Origin of the sequence: Pseudomonas sp. NPDC089534 (assembly GCF_044749305.1) — a bacterium.
GTDB classification, from domain to species: domain Bacteria; phylum Pseudomonadota; class Gammaproteobacteria; order Pseudomonadales; family Pseudomonadaceae; genus Aquipseudomonas; species Aquipseudomonas ekonensis.
Genome location: NZ_JBIVHR010000116.1, coordinates 1 through 16,153, shown reverse-complemented (window position 1 = coordinate 16,153; position 16,153 = coordinate 1). Strand labels below are relative to the sequence as shown.

12 protein-coding genes and 1 pseudogene are annotated in these 16,153 nt (G+C 66.5%); all 13 read left to right on the top strand.

The window, feature by feature from the left end; translation table 11 throughout:
• Window positions 1-31 precede the first annotated feature (31 nt).
• Window positions 32-871, top strand: coding sequence for an ABC transporter permease (locus ACIP0B_RS25120; protein WP_400837079.1), 840 nt, complete (start codon window positions 32-34; stop codon window positions 869-871).
• Window positions 868-1,698 (top strand): glycine betaine/L-proline ABC transporter ATP-binding protein, encoded by an 831-nt coding sequence (locus ACIP0B_RS25115; protein ID WP_217894029.1) that lies wholly within the window; start codon window positions 868-870, stop codon window positions 1,696-1,698. The genes ACIP0B_RS25120 and ACIP0B_RS25115 overlap by 4 nt, the downstream gene beginning before the upstream one ends.
• A gap of 155 nt (window positions 1,699-1,853) precedes the next feature.
• Window positions 1,854-3,377, top strand: coding sequence for a histidine ammonia-lyase (gene hutH, locus ACIP0B_RS25110; RefSeq protein WP_400837075.1), 1,524 nt, complete (start codon window positions 1,854-1,856; stop codon window positions 3,375-3,377).
• Window positions 3,378-3,497: 120 nt separating this feature from the next.
• Window positions 3,498-5,030, top strand: coding sequence for a histidine ammonia-lyase (gene hutH, locus ACIP0B_RS25105; RefSeq protein ID WP_400837072.1), 1,533 nt, complete (start codon window positions 3,498-3,500; stop codon window positions 5,028-5,030).
• A gap of 124 nt (window positions 5,031-5,154) precedes the next feature.
• Window positions 5,155-6,360, top strand: coding sequence for an imidazolonepropionase (hutI, locus tag ACIP0B_RS25100; RefSeq protein ID WP_400837069.1), 1,206 nt, complete (start codon window positions 5,155-5,157; stop codon window positions 6,358-6,360).
• Between the two features lie 10 nt (window positions 6,361-6,370).
• Window positions 6,371-7,174: an N-formylglutamate deformylase gene (gene hutG, locus ACIP0B_RS25095; RefSeq protein WP_400837066.1), complete on the top strand. Its 804-nt coding sequence runs from the start codon at window positions 6,371-6,373 to the stop codon at window positions 7,172-7,174.
• A 300-nt stretch (window positions 7,175-7,474) separates the two neighbouring features.
• Entirely contained in the window at window positions 7,475-8,422 is a 948-nt protein-coding gene (locus ACIP0B_RS25090; protein WP_400837063.1) for a choline ABC transporter substrate-binding protein, read from the top strand.
• Between the two features lie 129 nt (window positions 8,423-8,551).
• Entirely contained in the window at window positions 8,552-9,469 is a 918-nt protein-coding gene (locus ACIP0B_RS25085) for an alpha/beta hydrolase (RefSeq protein WP_400837060.1), read from the top strand.
• A 104-nt stretch (window positions 9,470-9,573) separates the two neighbouring features.
• Entirely contained in the window at window positions 9,574-10,545 is a 972-nt protein-coding gene (gene pip, locus ACIP0B_RS25080) for a prolyl aminopeptidase (protein WP_085585491.1), read from the top strand.
• Window positions 10,542-10,979 carry a D-aminoacyl-tRNA deacylase gene (gene dtd, locus ACIP0B_RS25075; protein ID WP_085585489.1) on the top strand — a complete coding sequence of 146 codons (438 nt, stop codon included), beginning with the start codon at window positions 10,542-10,544 and terminating at the stop codon, window positions 10,977-10,979. Before pip ends, dtd begins: the two co-directional genes overlap by 4 nt.
• Before the next feature lie 306 nt (window positions 10,980-11,285).
• A complete protein-coding gene (locus ACIP0B_RS25070; protein ID WP_400837056.1) occupies window positions 11,286-13,070 on the top strand; it encodes a glucan biosynthesis protein G in 1,785 nt (594 codons plus the stop codon).
• Complete coding sequence (mdoH, locus tag ACIP0B_RS25065; protein ID WP_400837053.1) at window positions 13,063-15,636, top strand: glucans biosynthesis glucosyltransferase MdoH; 2,574 nt, start codon at window positions 13,063-13,065, stop codon at window positions 15,634-15,636. The genes ACIP0B_RS25070 and mdoH overlap by 8 nt, the downstream gene beginning before the upstream one ends.
• Before the next feature lie 220 nt (window positions 15,637-15,856).
• Window positions 15,857-16,144 (top strand): annotated as a pseudogene (locus ACIP0B_RS25060) (transporter substrate-binding domain-containing protein); the annotation flags it as partial.
• Window positions 16,145-16,153: the final 9 nt, after the last annotated feature.

The following is a 16,153-nucleotide window of genomic DNA, read 5'->3' as shown; positions in this document are numbered from 1 at the left end:
CCGCGTGGCGCTGGACTGGCTCGACGCCAGCCTGCAAGTGGTGGCCATCGCCGACTGGGTCAACGGTTGGGTCGACAAACTGGTCACCAACTACGGCGACGTGTTCCGCCACATCTCCGACACCCTGCTGTGGGCCATCGTCAACCTTGAGGGCCTGCTGCGCGCCGTGCCGTGGTGGCTGATGCTGGCCATCGTCGCCGGCATCGCCTGGCACGCCACCCGCAAGCTGGTCACCACCGGCGTGATCGTCGGCCTGCTGTTCCTGGTCGGCGCCGTCGGCCTGTGGGACAAGCTCATGCAGACCCTGGCGCTGATGCTGGTGGCGACGCTGATCTCGGTGCTGATCGGCGTGCCGCTGGGGATCCTCTCGGCGCGCAGCGACCGCCTGCGGTCGGTGCTGATGCCGCTGCTCGACATCATGCAGACCATGCCCAGCTTCGTGTACCTGATCCCGGTGCTGATGCTGTTCGGCCTGGGCAAGGTGCCGGCGATCTTCGCCACCGTGATCTACGCCGCGCCGCCGCTGATCCGCCTGACTGACCTTGGCATCCGCCAGGTCGACGGCGAGGTGATGGAGGCGATCAACGCCTTCGGCGCCAACCGTTGGCAGCAACTGTTCGGCGTGCAGCTGCCGCTGGCCCTGCCGAGCATCATGGCCGGGATCAACCAGACCACGATGATGGCCCTGTCGATGGTGGTGATCGCCTCGATGATCGGCGCCCGGGGCCTGGGCGAAGACGTGCTGGTGGGCATCCAGACCCTCAACGTCGGACGCGGCCTCGAAGCCGGTCTGGCCATCGTGATTCTCGCTGTGGTCATCGACCGCATTACCCAGGCCTACGGTCGTGCGCGGCATGAGGTGAGCAAATGAGCAACGCAACCGTGAGCAAGATCGAAGTCAAGAACGTCTTCAAGATTTTCGGCAACCGCGCCAAGGACGCCCTGTCCATGGTCGGCCAGGGCAAGACCAAGGAGCAGGTGCTCAACGAGACCGGTTGCGTGGTCGGGGTCAACGACCTGTCCCTGAGCATCGGCACCGGCGAGATCTTCGTGATCATGGGGCTGTCCGGTTCCGGCAAGTCCACGCTGGTGCGCCACTTCAACCGCCTGATCGACCCGACCAGCGGCGCGATCCTGGTGGACGGCGTGGACATCCTGCAGTACGACATGGACGCCCTGCGCGAATTCCGCCGGCACAAGATCAGCATGGTGTTCCAGAGCTTCGGCCTGCTGCCGCACAAGAGCGTGCTGGACAACGTCGCCTACGGCCTGAAGGTGCGCGGCGAAAGCAAGCAGCTGTGCACCGAGCGCGCGCTGCACTGGATCAACACCGTGGGCCTCAAGGGCTACGAAAACAAATACCCGCACCAGCTCTCCGGCGGCATGCGCCAGCGCGTCGGCCTGGCCCGGGCCCTGGCGGCGGACACTGACATCATCCTGATGGACGAGGCGTTCAGCGCCCTCGATCCGCTGATCCGCGCCGAGATGCAGGATCAGTTGCTGGAGCTGCAGAAGACCCTGCACAAGACCATCGTGTTCATCACCCACGACCTCGACGAGGCCGTGCGCATCGGCAACCGCATCGCGATCCTCAAGGACGGCCGCCTGATCCAGGTCGGCACGCCGAAGGAGATCCTGCACTCGCCGGCGGACGAATACGTGGACCGCTTCGTGCAGCGGCGGGCGGCGGTGGTTTGAGTAGATTCAGGGCAAGACTGCCGTTGTGGCGAGGGAGCTTGCTCTCGCTGGGGCGCGAAGCGGCCCTCGATGCGATGGGCCTGCGGTGCAGGCCAGCGGGAGCAAGCTCCCTCGCCACAGGCTGATCCATCGACAGAATTGGTATGAGGTTTCAGATGTCCCAGGCTGAAAAAATCGTTATCGCCGACGCCCCGATGCGTTGGCAGGATGTGGTCGCCGTGGCCCGTCACGGTGCGCCGCTCGAGTTGTCGGCCAGCGCCTGGGCACGCATCGAGAACGCCCAGGCCATCGTCCAGCGCATCGTCGAAAGCGGCGAACGCGCCTATGGCGTGAACACCGGCCTCGGTGCGCTGTGCAACGTGTCGCTCAAGGACGAACAGCTCAGCCAGCTGTCGCGCAACACGTTGCTCAGCCATGCATGCGGCGTCGGCCCGGTGCTGGCCGACGAGCAGACGCGGGCGATCCTGTGCGCGGCCATCCGCAACTTCAGCCAGGGCAAGTCCGGCGTGCACCGCCGGGTGGTCGAAGCGCTGCTGGCGCTGCTCAACCGCGGCATCACCCCGCAGGTGCCGTCCCAGGGCTCGGTGGGTTACCTGACCCACATGGCCCACATCGGCATCGCGCTGCTGGGCGTGGGCAGCGTCAGCTACCGCGGGCAGATCGTCGCCGCGCAGCAGGCGCTGGCCGAAGAGGGCCTGCAACCGGTGCAGCTGGGGGCGAAGGACGGGCTGTGCCTGGTCAACGGCACGCCGTGCATGACCGGCCTGAGCTGCTTGGCCATCGCCGACGCCACGCGTCTGGTGCAGTGGGCCGACGTGATCGGCGCCATGAGCTTCGAGGCCCAGCGCGGCCAGATCGCCGCGTTCGACGCCGAGATCATCGCGCTCAAGCCGCACCCCGGCATGCAGCAGGTGGGCGTCAACCTGCGGGCGCTGCTCGACGGCAGCGAAGTGATCGCGTCGAGCAAGGGCATCCGCACCCAGGACGCCTTGAGCATCCGTTCGATTCCCCAGGTGCACGGCGCGGCGCGCGATCAACTGGCGCACGCGGTCCGCCAGGTGGAGACCGAGCTCAACGGCTGCACCGACAACCCGTTGCTGCTGGGCACGCCGGACGACTTCCGGGTGATGTCCCAGGCCAACCCGCACGGGCAGTCGGTGGCGCTGGCGGCGGACCTGCTGGCCATCGCCATGGCCGAGGTCGGCTCGATCGCCGAGCGGCGCCTGGATCGCCTGGTCAACCCGCACGTCAGCGGCCTGCCGGCGTTCCTGGTGGCGAATCCGGGGGTGAACTCCGGAATGATGATCGTGCAGTACGTCGCCGCTTCGCTGTGCGCGGAGAACCGTCAGTTGGCGCAACCGGCGGTGCTCGACAACTATGTGACCTCGGGCCTTCAGGAAGACCACCTGAGCATGGGCACCAATGCCGCGCTCAAGCTGCACCGCGCGCTGGAGAACTGCACGCAGATCCTCGCCATCGAGTACCTGCTGGCGGCCCAGGCCTTCGAGTTCCTGCAAGGCCAGCGCTTCGGCGCCGGCACCGGCAAGGCGTGGCGGTTGCTGCGCGAGCACGTGCCGGCCTATGACCAGGACCGCTGGCTGGCGCCGGACATCGCCCGTGCGGCCGGCGTGCTGAAGGACCCGGAGCTGTTGCGCAAGGCCTTGCCCGACGTGAACTGATTCCCCCTGCAAACCAGCGTGCCAAGGCGCCAGCCCGCCCACAAGGCGGGAAGCGACGGACAACGGATCTCTCCGGAGCGTCTGGTGAATGAACAAGAACCTCTCAAAAGGAGCACAAGCATGACCGCGCTGAACCTGACCCCCGGCCAACTCACCCTGGCCCAACTGCGTGACGTCTACCAGAACCCGGTCACGCTGACCCTCGACGACAGCGCCTCGGCGCAGATCGACGCCAGCGTCGCCTGCGTCGAGCGGATCATCGCCGAGAACCGCACCGCCTACGGCATCAACACCGGCTTCGGCCTGCTGGCCTCGACCCGCATCGCCAGCGCGGACCTTGAGAACCTGCAGCGCTCCCTGGTGCTCTCCCACGCCGCCGGCGTCGGCGAGCCGGTCAGCGACGCGCTGTGCCGCCTGATCATGGTGCTCAAGGTCAACAGCCTCAGCCGCGGCTTCTCCGGCATCCGCCGGCAGGTGATCGACGCGCTGATCGCGCTGGTCAACGCCGAGGTCTACCCGCACATCCCGCTCAAGGGCTCGGTCGGCGCCTCCGGCGACCTCGCGCCGCTGGCGCACATGTCGCTGGTGCTGCTGGGCGAGGGCAAGGCGCGCCACAAGGGCGAATGGCTGCCGGCCGTCGAGGCGCTGAAGGTCGCCGGCCTCAAGCCGCTGACCCTGGCGGCGAAGGAGGGCCTGGCGCTGCTCAACGGCACCCAGGTGTCCACCGCGTTCGCCCTGCGCGGCCTGTTCGAGGGCGAAGACCTGTTCGCCGGCGCGCTGGCCGTGGGCGGCCTGACCGTCGAGGCGGTGCTCGGCTCGCGTTCGCCGTTCGATGCGCGCATTCACGCGGCCCGTGGCCAGAAAGGCCAGATCGACGCCGCTGCCGCCTACCGCCACCTGCTGGGCGAGCGCAGCGAGGTGTCCGATTCGCACCAGAACTGCGAGAAGGTGCAGGACCCGTACTCCCTGCGCTGCCAGCCGCAGGTCATGGGCGCGTGCCTGACCCAGTTCCGCCAGGCCGCCGAGGTGCTGGCGGTCGAAGCCAACGCGGTGTCCGACAACCCGCTGGTGTTCGCCGCCGAGGGCGACGTGATCTCCGGCGGCAACTTCCACGCCGAGCCGGTGGCCATGGCCGCCGACAACATGGCCCTGGCCATCGCCGAGATCGGTTCCCTGAGCGAGCGGCGCATCTCGCTGATGATGGACAAGCACATGTCGCAGTTGCCGCCGTTCCTGGTGGCCAACGGCGGGGTGAACTCCGGTTTCATGATCGCCCAGGTGACGGCGGCGGCGCTGGCCAGCGAGAACAAGGCGCTGTCCCATCCGCACTCGGTGGACAGCCTGCCGACCTCCGCCAACCAGGAAGACCACGTGTCGATGGCCCCGGCCGCCGGCAAGCGCCTGTGGGAAATGGCCGAGAACACCCGGGGGATCCTCGCGGTGGAATGGCTGGCGGCGGCCCAGGGGCTGGACCTGCGCGACGGCCTGAAAAGCTCGCCGGCGCTGGAGCAGGCCCGCGCGGCCCTGCGCGCCGAGGTGCCGTTCTACGAGAAGGACCGCTTCTTCGCGCCGGACATCGATGCGGCGACCGGGCTGCTGGCGTCGCGCTGCCTGAGCGCGCTGGTGCCGGCGCAACTGCTGCCGAGCCTGTGATGGCCTCATCGCCAGCAGGCTGGCTCCCACAAGGGGCCGTGCAAAACCTGAAGAGGCCAGCAGGCAACACCTTTAGGAGCCAACCTGCTGGCGATCCGAATTTGAATACTGTGGAGACTAAGGGATGAAAACCCTCTGGCAACACTGCCACGTCGCGACCATGGCGCAGGGCGCCTACTCGATCATCGAGGACGCGGCGATCGTGACGTCCGGTGCGCTCATCGAGTGGATCGGCCCGCGCCATCAATTGCCGGCGGGCGAATACCCGGCGGTCAACGACTTGCAGGGCGCGTGGGTCACCCCCGGCCTGATCGACTGCCACACCCACACCGTGTTCGGCGGCAACCGCAGCGGCGAGTTCGAGAAGCGCCTGCAAGGCGTCAGCTACGCCGAGATCGCCGCCCAGGGCGGCGGCATCGCCAGCACCGTGCGCGCCACCCGCGAGGCGTCCGAGGACGAGCTGTTCGCCAGCGCCGCCAAGCGTCTGCGCAGCCTGATGCGCGACGGCGTGACCACGGTCGAAATGAAGTCCGGCTACGGCCTGGACCTGGCCAGCGAGCGCAAGATCCTGCGGGTCATCCGGCGCCTGGCCGACGAACTGCCGATCAGCGTGCGCAGCACTTGCCTGGCCGCCCATGCGCTGCCGCCGGAATACGCCGACCGCGCCGACGCCTACATCGACCACATCTGCGCCGAGATGCTGCCCGCGCTGGCCGCCGAAGGGCTGGTGGACGCGGTGGACGCGTTCTGCGAATACCTGGCGTTTTCGCCGGAGCAGGTCGAGCGGGTCTTCGTCGCTGCGCAAAAGCTCGGCCTGCCGGTGAAGCTGCACGCCGAACAGTTGTCGTCGCTGCACGGCTCCAGCCTGGCGGCGCGCTACCGCGCGCTGTCCGCCGATCACCTGGAATTCATGACCGAAGAGGACGCCATCGCCATGGCCGAGTCCGACACGGTCGCGGTATTGCTGCCGGGGGCGTTCTACTTCCTGCGCGAAACCCAGTTGCCGCCGATGGACGCCCTGCGCAAGCACAAGGTGAAGATCGCCGTCGCCAGCGACCTCAACCCCGGCACCTCGCCGGCGCTGTCGCTGCGCCTGATGCTGAACATGGCCTGCACCTGCTTCCGCATGACCCCGGAAGAGGCCCTGGCCGGTGCGACGATCCACGCGGCCCAGGCACTGGGCATGGCCGCCACCCACGGCTCGCTGGAGGTCGGCAAGGTCGCGGATTTCGTCGCCTGGCAAATCGACCGGCCAGCGGACCTGGCCTACTGGCTGGGCGGCGAACTGGACAAACGCGTCGTGCGTCACGGCGTCGAATCAAGCCTGTAGGAGAGCGGTTGTGGATAAGGTTCTGAGCTTCAAACAAGGCCGCGTGCCGCTGCTGATCAGCATGCCCCATGCCGGCGTGCGCCTGACGCCGGCGGTCGAGGCCGGGCTGATCCCGGCGGCGAAAAGCCTGCCGGACACCGACTGGCACATCCCCCAGCTGTACGACTTCGCCCAGGAACTGGGCGCCAGCACGTTGGCTGCCGAGTATTCGCGGTTCGTCATCGACCTCAACCGGCCGTCCGACGACAAGCCGCTGTATGCGGGGGCGACCACCGGCCTGTACCCGGCCACCCTGTTCGACGGCATCCCGTTGTTCCAGGAAGGGCTGGAGCCGTCGAAAGACGAGCGCGCGACCTATCTGGAACAGATCTGGACGCCGTACCACCGCACCCTGCAGCAAGAGCTGGCGCGGCTGAAGGCCGAGTTCGGCTACGCGCTGCTGTTCGATGCGCACTCGATCCGCTCGGTGATCCCGCACCTGTTCGACGGCAAGCTGCCGGACTTCAACCTCGGCACCTTCAACGGCGCCAGTTGCGACCCGCAGCTGGCCACGCAGCTGGAAGCCATCTGCGCCCGCCACGGCGACTACAGCCACGTGCTCAACGGACGCTTCAAGGGCGGCCACATCACCCGCCACTACGGCAACCCGGCCGAGCACATCCATGCCGTGCAGCTGGAGCTGGGCCAGTGCACCTACATGGAAGAGTTCGAACCGTTCCGCTACCGCGCCGACCTGGCGGAGCCGACGCGGGCGGTGCTCAAGGAACTGCTGCAGGGCCTGCTGGGCTGGGCGCAGGGGCGTTACGCAGCTTGATGGCTGATCCAAATCCTTGTGGGAGCGAGCCTGCTCGCGAAGGCGTCGTGTCAGGCGACATCCTGTTTGAATGACACACCGCTTTCGCGAGCAGGCTCGCTCCTACAAGGTTCTGCGGGGAGCCCTGTGGGAGCCAGCCTGCTGGCGATGGCGTCGGCCAGGCACCGCAAGACAGTCGCCCCAGTGCAAATCCCGGTCGCCACAGGTCGCTTTTGCGTCCCGTCTGCTGCGTAATGTTTCGGCCACGGTGCATGAAGACACCGATCCGACAATAAAACCGCTGCCGCACGAGACGATCCCATGAAAAGACTGTTCACTCGTTGTGCGTTAATCCTCGCGAGCAGTGCCCTGCTCAGCGCCCCTGTCCTGGCCAATGACGACCCCTCCTGCAAAACCGTGCGGATGGGCGTGGTCAACTGGACCGACGTGATCGCCACCAGCGGCATGGCCGACGTGCTGCTCAACGGCCTGGGCTACGAAAGCAAACAGACCAGCGCCGTGCAGCAGATCATCTTCGCCGGCATCCGCGACAAGCGCCTCGACATCTTCCTGGGGTACTGGAAGCCGGCGATGGACAATAACATCGCGCCGTTCCTGGCGGCCAAACAGGTCAAGGTCATGGACAAACCGAGCCTGGCCGATGCCCAGGCCACCCTGGCGGTGCCGGACTACGTCGCCGAGGCGGGCCTGAAGACTTTCGCCGACATCGCGAAATTCAAGGATCGGCTGGGCGGCAAGATCTACGGCATCGAACCCGGCAGCGGCGCCAACACCACCATCAAGACCCTGATCGACACCGACCGCTTCGGCCTGAAGGACTTCAAGATCGTCGAGTCCGGCGAGGCCGGCATGCTCGCCGCCGTGCAGCGGGCGGTGAACCGCAAGGAATTCGTGGTGTTCGTCGGCTGGACCCCGCACCCGATGAACATCAACATGAAGATCACCTACCTGACCGGCAGCGAAGACGTCTACGGCCCCAACGAAGGCGCCGCGACCGTGTCGAGCGTGACGTCCCCGGACTACGCCGAGCGTTGCCCCAACGTCTACCGGTTGCTGGAGAACCTGACCTTCACCGCCGCCCAGGAAAGCCAGCTGATGGTGCCGATCATGGAACGCAAGACACCCCAGGAAGTGGCGAAGAAGTGGCTGCGCGAACATCCTGAGGACTTGCAGCGTTGGCTGGCGGGGGTCAGCAGCTTCGACGGCCAGGACGGTGCGGCCACGGTGCAGGCCAGCCTGAAAAACTGATGCCTTGTGGCGAAGGCGCTTGCTCCCGCTGGGGCGCGCAGCGGCCCCTTGACGGACGGGCCTGCTGCGCAGGCCAGCGGGAGCAAGCTCCCTCGCCACAATCAACGGACACCGTCGAATCGAGGTGACATGTCTACTTATCCGCTTTCCGCCGAAATGGCCGCATTCGTCGCCGAAACCCTGAGCCATACCGCAGAGGACTCCAGCCTGACCGGACTGCGCAAGGCCTACGACAGCATGTGCCGGGCGTTCACCCCGGCCCGTCCGCAAGGGCTGGCGGTGGAGGACTTCCCGCTGAACGGCGTGCCGGTCAGGTCCTACCTGCCGCCCCTCGCGCCGCCGGCCGAGGGCTGGCCGTGCGTGCTGTACCTGCACGGCGGCGGATGGGTGGTCGGCGGCCTGGACTCCCACGACTTCATCTGCTTCGAACTGGCGATGCGGTTGGGGGCGAGGGTGGTGGCGGTGGACTACCGGCTGGCGCCGGAGCATCCGTTCCCCGCCGGGTTCGACGATTGCCTGAGCGTCTGGCGCGGCTTGCGCGGCGCCGGGCTGGCGCTGGATCCGCAGCGCCTGCTGGTGGCCGGCGACAGCGCCGGCGGCAACCTCGCCGCCGCGTTGTGCCTGGCCCTGCGCGATGCCGGCGAGCCGCTGCCGGTGGCCCAGGCGCTGATCTATCCGGGGCTCGGCGGCGATGACCGTCTGCCGTCGCGCAGCGAATGCGCCGATGCGCCGCTGCTCAGCAGCAGCGACGTCGACTGCTACCACGCGCTGTACCTGCGCGGCACCCCGCAGCCCGACGCCTGCGCCATGCCGCTCCTGGCGCAGGACTTCGGCCGCTTGCCGCCGGCCTGGATCGCCGTGGCCGAGTTCGATCCGCTGCGCGACGACGGCGTGCGTTACGCCGAACGGCTGGCCGCCGCCGGCGGCGAGGCCGCCCTCCACTATGGCGAAGGGCTGGTGCACGGTTGCCTGCGCGGCCGTGGACGGGTGCCCGAGGTCGACCGCCTGTACGACAGCCTGCTGAGGTTCATGGCTGACAAATTGTGACTGCGAGCGGGCATGCTCATTGACGTGAATCGGGTTTATGATGCCGGACGGCAGAATAATAGAAGTCCCCCCAGGGATGACCTCGACCCCTTACGGAGCGCGCAATGCAGACTTTGTTTCCGCAGATCAAACCCCATGCCCGGCACGATCTGGCCGTCGATGGAACCCACACGCTGTACGTCGATGAAAGCGGCTCGCCGGAAGGCCTGCCGGTGGTGTTCATCCACGGCGGCCCCGGCGCCGGTTGCGACGCCCAGAGCCGCCGCTACTTCGACCCGAACCTGTACCGCATCGTCACCTTCGACCAGCGCGGCTGCGGACGCTCCACCCCCCACGCCAGCCTGGAGAACAACACCACCTGGGATCTGGTCGAGGACCTTGAGCGCATCCGCAAGCACCTGGGCATCGACAAATGGGTGCTGTTCGGCGGCTCCTGGGGCTCGACCCTGGCGCTGGCCTACGCCCAGACCCACCCGGAGCGGGTGCACGGGCTGATCCTGCGCGGGATCTTCCTCTGCCGTCCGCAGGAAATCGAGTGGTTCTACCAGGCCGGCGCCAGCCGCCTGTTCCCCGACTACTGGCAGGACTACATCGCGCCGATCCCGCCGGAGGAGCGCGACGACCTGCTCGGCGCCTTCCACAAGCGCCTGACCGGCAACGACCAGATCGCCCAGATGCACGCCGCCAAGGCCTGGTCGATCTGGGAAGGGCGCACCGCGACCCTGCGGCCGAACCCGCTGGTGGTCGACCGCTTCTCCGAGCCGCAGCGCGCGTTGTCCATCGCCCGGATCGAATGCCACTACTTCACCAACAACGCCTTCCTCGAACCGAACCAGCTGATCCGCGACATGGGCAAGATCGCCCACCTGCCGGGCGTGATCATCCACGGCCGCTACGACGTGATCTGCCCGCTGGACAACGCCTGGGAGCTGCACCAGGCCTGGCCGAACAGCGAGCTGCAGGTGATCCGCGACGCCGGCCACGCCGCGTCGGAACCGGGCATCACCGATGCGCTGGTGCGCGCGGCGAGCAAGATGGCGCGCCGCCTGCTCGACCTGCCGCCCGAAGAAGCATGAAGGGGCTGCTGCAGCGCGTGAAGGGCGCGCGGGTCGACGTGGCGGGGGAGACGGTCGGCTCGATCGACCAGGGGCTGCTGGTGCTGGTGGCCGTCGAACCCGACGACACGCGGGCCAGCGCCGACAAACTTCTGCATAAGCTGCTTAACTATCGGGTATTCAGTGACGCCGAGGGCAAGATGAACCTGTCCTTGGCGGACGTGGGCGGCGGGCTGCTGCTGGTCTCTCAGTTCACCCTCGCCGCCGACACCCGAAGCGGGTTGCGCCCGAGTTTCTCGACCGCGGCCCCTCCGGCCCTGGGCGAGGAACTGTTCGACTATCTATTGGGCAAAGCGAAACAGGTGCATGGCACTGTGGCATCAGGTAGATTCGGCGCGGATATGCAGGTGCACCTGGTCAACGATGGCCCGGTAACCTTTCTGTTACAGACATGAAAGCCCTTGAAACATCATTTCAAGGGCTTTTCGACTGAAAACAGGGAATTTTCGCGATAAATACTTTGTTGCCCCTGATGCGTTGTCACGCGGGCTACTAGATAATCGCGCGCTATGGGGATCAGCGTTCGTTGATCCATTTTGACTTAGGTAGAGACTTGGACGGATCCGATTGGGGAATCATTTCGCCCCAGCGGAGTCGGAACAATGCTCGCCAACCTGGCACATAGATAGCTGGCCGTTGGTTTTTTGATCTGTTTTCGGCGAGGGTTGCTCGTGATTGTTAGTCCCTGTAATGCAGCAAGAATGTCTGCCAAACGCATGCGAAGCGCGCTGGTAGCGGGCTCGGCGCTCCTGTGCCTGCTCAGCGCCGGCCAGCTTTGGGCGTTCAATCTGGACGATGTATCCGCCAAGGCTAAAGAGCTGGCCGGGCAGAAGTTCGAGGCCCCGCGCAGCAACCTGCCGAACGAGTTCCGCGAAATGAAGTTCGCGGACTACCAGAAGATCCGTTTCCGCACCGAAAAAGCCGAGTGGGCCGACCAGAAGACGCCGTTCAAGCTGTCCTTCTACCACCAGGGCATGCACTTCGATACACCGGTGAAAATCAACGAAATCACCGCGAACACCGTCGAAGAGATCAAGTACGACCCGTCCCGTTTCGATTTCGGCGACCTGCAGTTCGATCCGAAGGCCACCGAGCAGCTGGGCTACGCCGGCTTCCGTGTGCTGTACCCGATCAACAAGGCCGACAAGCAAGACGAAATCATGACCATGCTGGGCGCGAGCTACTTCCGCGTCGTCGGCAAGGGCCACACCTACGGCCTGTCGGCCCGCGGCCTGGCCATCGACACCGCCCTGCCGTCGGGCGAAGAGTTCCCGCGCTTTCGCGAGTTCTGGATCCAGCAGCCTAAGCCGGGCGACAAGCACCTGGTGATCTTCGCCCTGCTGGACTCGCCGCGCGCCACCGGCGCCTACCGCCTGATCCTGCGTCCGGGCAGCGACACCATCGTCGACGTCAAGGCGCAGATGTTCCTGCGCGACAAGGTCGGCAAGCTCGGCATCGCGCCGCTGACCAGCATGTACCTGTTCGGCGCCAACCAGCCGTCGAAAGTGCTCAACTACCGCCGCGAACTGCATGACTCCAGCGGCCTGTCGATCCATGCCGGCAACGGCGAGTGGATCTGGCGTCCGCTGAACAACCCGAAACACCTGGCCGTGAGCAACTTCAGCGTCGAGAACCCGCGCGGTTTCGGCCTGCTGCAGCGTGGCCGCGACTTCAGCCACTATGAAGACCTCGACGACCGCTACGACAAGCGTCCGAGCGCCTGGATCGAGCCGAAGGGCGAGTGGGGCAAGGGCACCGTCGACCTGGTGGAGATCCCGACCGCCGACGAGACCAACGACAACATCGTTGCGTTCTGGAGCCCGGAGAAGATGCCGGAGCCGGGCCAGCCGCTGGACTTCGCCTACCGCATGCACTGGACCATCGACGAAGCCGCGCTGCACGCGCCGGACAGCGCCTGGGTCAACCAGACCCTGCGTTCCACCGGTGACGTGAAGCAGTCCAACCTGATCCGTCAGCCGGACGGCAGCGTCGCCTACCTGGTGGACTTCGAAGGCCCGTCCCTGTCGGCGCTGTCGCCGGACGCGGACGTGCGCAGCCAGGTCAGCGTCGGCGACAACGCCGAGCTGGTCGAGAACAATGTGCGCTACAACCCTGAGACCAAGGGCTGGCGCCTGACCCTGCGCCTGAAGATCAAGGACCCAAGCAAGTCCACCGAGATGCGCGCCGCCCTGGTGCAGCACGTGGTGCCGGCGGACCTGGCCAAGACTTCGGTGCCGGCGTCGAACTCGTCCGTCGCCAAGGCCGACAAGGTCGCCGCCAAGCAACAGGAAAAAGCCGACAAGGAAGCCAAGGCAGCGGAGGCCAAGCAGGCCGACGCCAAGCCTGCGGCAGACGCCAAGGAAAAGGCCAACAAAGACGCCAAGCAGCCAGCGGCTGCCGAAGCGGCCCCAGCCACACCGGAATCGGCCCCGACTGAAGAAGTCCTGACCGAGACCTGGAGCTATCAGTTGCCTGCCGATGAGTAACTCTCAAGTACAGCCGGAAACTCTGTCCGAGTATCTGGCGCATCTGCCGATGACCGACGAGCAGCGCGCGGAACTCGCGGGCTGCCGGTCCTTCAGCGAGCTGCATGAACGCCTGTCCTCCAGCACGTTCGGTGCCCCTGCCGAAGCCGCCCAGGCTTCGGTGGGCAAGCGCCTGACCCTGAGCACCGCCGAAGAGCTGCAGGACGCGGAAATGCTGGCGCTCGACGCCAGCGGCCGCGTCTGCCTCAAGGCCGCGCCGCCGATCCGCCGCACCAAGGTCGTGCCGGAGCCATGGCGCACCAACATCCTGGTGCGCGGCTGGCGGCGCCTGACCGGGCGCACCAACCCGCCGCAGCCGCCGAAGGACCAGAACGTGCTGCCGGCTGCCCGCTGGCGCACCGTCGGTTCGATCCGCCGCTACATCCTGCTGCTGCTGATGCTGGGCCAGACCATCGTCGCCGGCTGGTACATGAAAGGCATCATGCCGTACCAGGGCTGGTCGTTCGTCGACCTGGAAGAGGTCCTGCACCAGCCGCTGCTGCAGACCGCCACGCAAGTGCTGCCGTATGCGCTGCAGACCAGCATCCTGATCATGTTCGGGATCCTGTTCTGCTGGGTGTCGGCCGGTTTCTGGACCGCGCTGATGGGCTTCCTGGAGCTGCTCACCGGTCACGACAAGTACCGGATCTCCGGCAAGAGCGCCGGCAACGAGCCGATTCCCAAGGACGCCCGCACCGCGCTGGTGATGCCGATCTGCAACGAAGACGTGCCGCGGGTGTTCGCCGGCCTGCGGGCGACGTTCGAGTCGGTCGCCGCCACCGGTGACCTGGACCGCTTCGACTTCTTCGTCCTCAGCGACAGCAACGACACCGACATCTGCGTGGCCGAGCAGCAGGCCTGGCTGGACGTCTGCCGCGAGGCCAAGGGCTTCGGCAAGATCTTCTACCGCCGCCGCCGTCGCCGCGTGAAGCGCAAGAGCGGCAACCTCGACGACTTCTGCCGTCGCTGGGGCGGCGACTACAAGTACATGGTGGTGCTGGACGCCGACTCGGTGATGAGCGGCGAATGCCTGACCAGCCTGGTGCGCCTGATGGAAGCGACCCCGGACGCCGGGATCATCCAGACCGCGCCGCGGGCCTCGGGCATGGACACCCTGTATGCGCGCATGCAGCAGTTCGCCACCCGCGTGTACGGCCCGCTGTTCACCGCCGGCCTGCACTTCTGGCAGTTGGGCGAATCCCACTACTGGGGCCACAACGCGATCATCCGGATGAAGCCGTTCATCGACCACTGCGCCCTGGCGCCGTTGCCGGGCAAGGGTGCGTTCTCCGGTGCGATCCTGTCCCACGACTTCGTCGAAGCGGCGCTGATGCGCCGGGCCGGCTGGGGCGTGTGGATCGCCTACGACCTGCCGGGCAGCTACGAAGAGCTGCCGCCGAACCTGCTCGACGAGCTCAAGCGCGACCGTCGCTGGTGCCACGGCAACCTGATGAACTTCCGCCTGTTCCTGGTCAAGGGCATGCACCCGGTGCACCGCGCGGTGTTCCTCACCGGCGTGATGTCGTACCTGTCGGCGCCGCTGTGGTTCTTCTTCCTGGTGCTGTCCACCGCGCTGCTGGCGGTGAACACGCTGATGGAGCCGCAGTACTTCCTCGAACCGCGCCAGCTCTACCCGCTGTGGCCGCAGTGGCACCCGGACAAGGCCATCGCCCTGTTCTCGACCACCATCGTGCTGCTGTTCCTGCCCAAGCTCTTGAGCATCATCCTGATCTGGGCCAAGGGCGCGAAAGAGTTCGGCGGCAAGTTCAAGGTGACCGTGTCGATGCTGCTGGAGATGCTGTTCTCCATGCTGCTGGCGCCGGTGCGGATGATCTTCCACACCCGTTTCGTCCTCGCCGCGTTCCTGGGCTGGGCCGCGACCTGGAACTCGCCGCAGCGTGACGACGACTCCACGCCGTGGAGCGAGGCGGTCAAGCGCCACGGCCCGCAGACGCTGCTGGGCTTCTTCTGGGCGCTGCTGGTGATCTGGCTGAACCCGAGCTTCCTGTGGTGGCTGGTGCCGATCGTCGGTTCCCTGATGCTGTCGATCCCGGTGTCGGTGATCTCCAGCCGTGTGGGCCTGGGCCTCAAGTCCCGCGACGAGAGCCTGTTCCTCATCCCCGAGGAATACAATCCGCCGCAGGCGCTGCTGGCCACCGACCAGTACACCCACGAGAACCGTTGGCACGCGCTGAAGGACGGTTTCGTCCGCGCCGTGGTCGACCCGCAGCAGAACGCCCTGGCGTGCTCGCTGGCGACGTCCCGTCACGGTGAGGCCGAACCGATCGAATGGCTGCGCCAGGAGCGCGTGCGTCACGCGGTCAAGGTCGGCCCGGCGGCGCTGAGCAACCACGACCGCCTGCAGCTGCTGAGCGATCCGGTGGCCTTGGCCCGCCTGCACGAACAAGTGTGGGCCGAAGGCCTGGGCGACTGGCTGGACGCTTGGCGGGCGTCGGTGAAAGCCGACCCGCATGCGCCGCTGCTGCCGTTGCGGCCGCCGGTCAGCCTGCAGGCCCAGCCGGCCTGACGAAAGCCCCGCCTCCTGGCGGGGCTTTTTTGTTTGCGCTGCCCGCATGCCCGTCAGGACGCTGTGGGAAACCGCCGTCGATTGTTAAACAAATCGTCCATTAACCCTTGTGCAAACGAGCGAGTGCGTTAGCATCCGTCCCCGAATTGGCGCGCCCGGGCTTTTTTGCCCGCCTCTGTCGTTTTCCGCGCCGCACATGCAATGGTTTGGGGACTTGAAGATGAAGAAGTATCTCTCGATGCTGCTGGTCGGCGTCACGGCACTGGTTGCGGTCAATGCGGCGCAGGCCGGCGCCATCGACGACGCGGTCAAGCGCGGTTCGTTGAAGGTCGGCATGGATCCGACCTACATGCCGTTCGAGATGACCAACAAGCGCGGCGAGATCATCGGCTTCGAAGTCGACATCCTCAAGGCCATGACCAAGGCCATGGGCGTCAAGCTGGAGCTGGTGTCCACCGGCTACGACGGGATCATCCCGGCGCTGATGAGCGACAAGTTCGAGATGATGTGATGGGAA